Annotated in this window: 3 protein-coding genes; all 3 read left to right on the plus strand. The window is 62.7% G+C overall.

Annotated elements, in window-relative coordinates; translation table 11 throughout:
* Positions 1-2,711, plus strand: a 2,711-nt coding sequence (locus HLUSI_RS0125160; RefSeq protein ID WP_016836564.1) for a UvrD-helicase domain-containing protein, incomplete at its 5' end; no start/stop codon positions are given.
* Positions 2,712-2,936: 225 nt separating this feature from the next.
* Complete coding sequence (locus HLUSI_RS0125165) at positions 2,937-4,145, plus strand: cation:proton antiporter (RefSeq protein ID WP_029364014.1); 1,209 nt, start codon at positions 2,937-2,939, stop codon at positions 4,143-4,145.
* The gene (locus HLUSI_RS0125170) at positions 4,142-5,350 is read left to right on the plus strand and encodes a YbdK family carboxylate-amine ligase (protein ID WP_016836566.1); all 1,209 of its coding nucleotides are present in this window, start codon (positions 4,142-4,144) and stop codon (positions 5,348-5,350) included. The genes HLUSI_RS0125165 and HLUSI_RS0125170 overlap by 4 nt, the downstream gene beginning before the upstream one ends.
* The last annotated feature ends 91 nt before the right edge of the window (positions 5,351-5,441 follow it).

Genomic DNA, 5,441 nt, shown 5'->3' on the forward strand with positions numbered 1-5,441 from the left:
ACGCCGCGCGCGATGCGCGACTGACCGTCTGGAGCGACGAAGGCTTGAAGGCGCGGCTGTATGAGATTTCCTCCTTGCTCGGCAAAGGAACGGCAACCAACCAGAAACGTGCGGTCGCTATCGAAACCCTGGTGAGCGGTGAAGCGTCGGCGGAACAGTTCGTCGCATTGGCGACGCAGTTCTATGACGACAACGGCAAACCGCGCGGCAACACCAAGACCAAGGATTTGAAGGCGGCATTGAGCAAGCATTACGGCGTCGACGAAGACGTCGCCGTGTCGCTGTTCGATGAAGTGTTCGAACTGACCGGCAATGAACTGCGGCAGTTGCAGCGACGCAGCGCGGAAGGCATTGTTCTCAAGCTCAATCGCGCCCTGTTCACGGCCGGACGCGCCTATCTCGACGCCTACCAGGAAGTGAAGGCCGAGCAGCGCGTGTTCGATTTCGCCGATCTGGAATGGCACGCCTACCGCCTGCTCACCAACGAGGAAAGCGCGGCCTACCTGCAAAGCCGCCTCGACGCGCGCTACAAGCACATCCTGCTGGACGAATTCCAGGACACCAATCCGCTGCAATGGTGCATCGTGCGCTGCTGGCTCGATGCCTATGGCGGCGATGCGGCGCAGCCCAGCGTGTTCGTGGTGGGCGATCCCAAGCAGTCGATCTATCGCTTCCGTCGCGCCGAGCCGCGGGTGTTCGTGGCTGCGCGCGAGATGTTGCGCGCCCAGGGCGCGGCCATCCTGCGCGCCAACCAGACGCGCCGCAATGCCACCGCGGTGGTCGATGTGCTCAATCGCTCATTCGTCATGGGCGGCAATCCGCTGTTCGCCCAGCAGACTACGCTAGGCCTTGCTGGAGGCGAGGTCTGGCGCTTGCCGCTGGCGCGGCCGGACGATGGTGCAGAAAACGTCAGCAGCGCCGACACCGATGCGGCCAGCGCCGCGCCCGAAGGGGAGCCGGAAGTCATCCCCTGGCGCAATCCGCTGACCACGCCACGCGGCGAAGAGGATGATGCGCGCCGCCTGCTGGAAGGGCTGGCGTTGGCGCAGGCCCTGCTCAAGGCGTATCGCGAAGTGCCGGTGGTCGAGGGCAAGGGGGCGCGGTCCATGCGCTGGGGCGACATCATGCTGCTGGTGCGCAAGCGCACGCACCTGGCCGCCTACGAGAGCGCCTTGCGCGCCGCCGGCATCCCCTTCATCTCCGACAAGCGCGGCGGCCTGCTTGATTCGCTTGAGATCGCCGACCTGATTGCGCTGCTGACTTTCCTGATCACGCCCAATGACACGCGGGCTTTGGCCCATGTGCTGAAGAGTCCGATCATCGGGGCGGCCGACGAGGACCTCATCGCGCTGGCGCAACGCAGTGAATCCGACTGGTGGAAACGTGTGCTCGCTGCGCAGCAATCCGGATCGGCGTCGGCCGCCATCGCGCGCGCCGCGCACTTGCTGGCGCAATGGCTGGACGCCGCGCCGCATTATCCGGTGCACGATCTGCTCGACCGCATCCTGCACGAAGGCCAGTTGGCCGCGCGCTATGCCCAGGCCGTCGCGCCGTCCATGCGCAACCAGGCGCTCGGTAACATCGAGGCCTTCGTCGAACTGGCGCTCAACCTCGACGCCGGCCGTTATCCCAGCCTGCCGAAATTCATCGATGCGCTGCGCGTATTGCAGCGCCACGCCGAAAGCGACGCGCCCGACGAGGCCAGCATCGATGCCGCCGCCGACGCCGTGCGTATCCTCACCGTGCATAGCGCCAAGGGCCTGGAAGCGCCTGTGGTGGTGGTGATGGACACCAACCACAGCGACCCCGCCAACGACAACATCGGCATCCTGTGCGATTGGCCGCAGGATGAAGACGCACCGACGCATTTCTCCGCCTTCGGCCGCAAGAGCGAGCGCGGCACGGCGCGCGACCGCTGGTTCGACGCCGAAGAACATTTCAAGATGCAGGAAGACTGGAATTTGCTCTATGTCGCGCTGACACGCGCCAAGCAATTGCTGATCGTCAGCGGCGTGGCCGGCACGCGCGGTGCGGACGCGGGCGGCGTGGTGCAGGGCAGCTGGTACCAGCGCCTCTTCGCCAGCGATGCGCCGGTGCGCGAGATCAGCGAAGAAGCCGTCCATGGCGCCGAGGCCGCCGCCATCGAAGAGCGCTTCTCGCTGGCGCTCTTCGATCCGCGACCATTGCCGATGTCGCTCTTTGGCGCGCCCGCCGATGACCCGCAAGACGCTGTGCCGGCCCTCACCGCTGATGGCGCCTTGGTCAGCACCGACGCCATCGATGAAGGCGTGGCCCTGCACGCGCTGCTGGAACGGCTGACCCATGGCCATGCCTGGCCGCTGCATGTGCCATCGGCCAGCGTGCTGGTGCGCTGGCTGGGTATTTCTGCAGAGATGGCGCAGGTGGTCCATGCCCAGGCCCGTGAGGTGCTGGCGCAGCCGCAGCTGGAACGCTTCTTCAATCCGGCCCTGCATCGCCACGCCCGCGATGAAATGGAGATTGTCACAGCCGACGGCGTATTACGCTGCGACCGCGTGGTGGTGTTCGATGACGAGGTGTGGGTGCTCGACTACAAGCGCAATCTGCTCGACAGCGAGCGCGTGGCTTACCAGGCGCAACTTGCACGATATCGCACGGCATTGTTGTCGGTGTTTTCTGACAAGCAAATAAGGTCTGCGCTGATTACTGCCGATGGTCGCCTTTGGGAATAATGGCACGGCATTCGCCACTCAACCGCAAACAAAACGACGATCAGATCACAGGAAAAAATTTCGTTTAATATAAAAATGGTTTAACCTCGGGTTCCCTACCGCGGTTAATGTTCAGGAAGCGTTCAAAAAGCATCGCTTCAATTCAATCATCAGTGCGTGTCCAACAGCGTCGCCAGGAACAGGCGAAGCGCGCGCACCGTCAAAATAAATATGTCAGGAGGAGCTATGCAGTGGACTCTTCCGTCTTTCGCCCTTGCACAACCGGTCCAATGGAACGCGTTGCTGCTGTTCGGCAGCTTGTTGCTGTTCGGGCTGATAGCCGGTCATATCGTGTCGAAGTCGCCATGGGTGCCGCGCATCACGGGTTATCTGATCGTCGGTTTCATCCTCGGCGGCGGCGGCCTGAACTGGCTGTCAGGCGACGTGCTGAGCGTGACCAATATCTTTGCCGACATCGCTGTCGCGCTGGTGGTGTATCAACTCGGCCGCTACGTCGACATCGGCTGGCTGCGCCGCGAGAAGTGGCTGCTGGCTACCGTCGTCACCTCGGCCGTGCTGTGCTTCACCTTCGTCAGCCTGGCCTTGCTGTGGTTTGGCACCTCCAACGTGCTGGCCTTGCTGGGCGGCGTGTGGGCCATCGCCACGGCGCCGGCCGTGGTGCTGGTGGTGCTGCGCGACCTCAAGGCCGAAGGCCAGGTCACGCGTCGCCTGGCGACCATGACCGCGCTCAACAATTTCGTCGCCATCCTGGCCGCCTATGCCTTGCTGCCGGTGATCGCGCATGAATCCGGTACGCCGGTGCTGACGCTGGTCGAACACACCGCGTATTCATTGATCGGCTCGCTGGTGCTGGCCTACCTGACTTACTGGCTGATGATGCCGCTGGCGCGCCTGCTCGGTCGCCAGGGCAGCCGCCAGTTCGTGCTGGTGATTTCGGTCATCGCGCTGGCCATCGGCGTGGCGCACGCACTGCATTTGCCGGTGATGCTGACGATGCTGATCTTCGCCATCATGTCGAAGAACCTGGATCGCCAGTACGACCTGATGGAACTGGAATTCGGCGTCGCCAACGAATTGTTCGTGGTGATGCTGTTCGTCACGGTGGGCGCTTCGATGCGCCTGTCGGACCTGAGCATGGTCGGCCTGTCGGTGCTGATCCTGATCGCCGCGCGGTTCGTGGCGATGGGCTGCGGCGTGTTCCTGTTCGCCCGCTTTGCGCGCATGAACTGGAAGCAGGCCGGCTTGCTCACGTTGGGCACCTTGCCGATGACCGAGGCGGGACTCGGGTTGATGCAGACGATTTCCAACCTGTACCCGCATACCACGTCCGATGTCGTGCCCTTGCTGGCGGGATGTCTGATCGTGCTGGAATTGTTTGGCCCTGTCGCCACCCAATTCGCCCTGATCAAATCTGGTGAAAGCGGACGCGAATGACTACTACCACTCTCCACGAAGAACAAGGACTGACGCATTATCCGACGTCCAGCGCAGGCATCCTGCCGTTCACGTCGTCCACGCCATTCACGATGGGCATCGAGCTGGAACTCCAGCTGGTCAATCGCCGCAACTACAACCTCGCCAGCGACGCCGTCGACCTGCTGACCTGGATCGAGCCGCGCGAGCTGCAAAAGCAGATCAAGCTGGAAATGACGCAAGGCATGATCGAGCTCAACTCGGGCATCCACACCCGCGTCGATGAACTGATCGAAGAGCTGAAGGACTTGCGCGGCGCCCTGAACAACGGCGCGCAGTATCTCAACATCGACGTTTCCGGCGGCGGCGCGCATCCGTTCCAGCACTGGAACGAGCAGCGCATCACGCCGAGCGAACGCTTCTATCACCTGCACGAGAAGTACGGCTATCTCGCCAAGACCTTCACCGTGTTCGGCCAGCACATCCACATCGGCGTGGCCAACGGCGACGATGCGCTGTATCTGACGCATGCGTTCTCGCGTTTCGTGCCGCACTTCATCGCGCTGTCGGCGGCGTCGCCGTTCTACCAGGGCGCCGATACCAAATTCGACTCGTCGCGCAGCAACGTGGTGCGCGCGTTCCCGCTGTCGGGCACGGCGCCGGTGCAGACCCGATGGGCCGAGTTCGAGACCTATTACGACGAGCTGCTGCAGATGGGCATCGTCGCCAGCATGAAGGATTTCTATTGGGACATCCGCCCCAAGCCGGAATACGGCACCGTCGAAATCCGCGTCTGCGACACCCCGCTGACCATCGAGCACGCCGCGCACCTGGGCGCCTACGCGCAGTTGCTGGCGCGCTGGATATTGACCGAGCGGCCGTTCGTGATGCGCGACGATTTTTACCTGCTGTACCAGTACAACCGTTTCGAGGCCAGCCGCTTCGGATTGAACGGCATGCTGGCCTTGCATGGCGAGACGCCGGCGACTTCGAGTAAACTGCCGATCTTCGAGCATTTGCTGTTGCAATTGCAGTTGCTGCAACCGTATGTGCAAAACGAGGTCGAGGAACTGACCCTGAAACGCCTGCGCCACATGGCGCACAACCGGCTCAGCGACGCCGGCTGGCTGCGCCAGGCATTTGCCCAGCGCGGCTCGCTCAACGATATGATGCGTCTGTCGTCCGAACTGTGGATGGACCGGTCGCCGCCTTCTTATTTCCAATGATGCCGCCTGCTTTCGCCAGTGAAAGAGGCTGGCGAAAGCAAACATGACAACACCATTCGATGTAGCAGTAATCGGCGCCGGCGTTTTTTCC

Origin of the sequence: Herbaspirillum lusitanum P6-12 (genome assembly GCF_000256565.1) — a bacterium.
GTDB classification, from domain to species: Bacteria; Pseudomonadota; Gammaproteobacteria; order Burkholderiales; family Burkholderiaceae_D; genus Herbaspirillum; species Herbaspirillum lusitanum.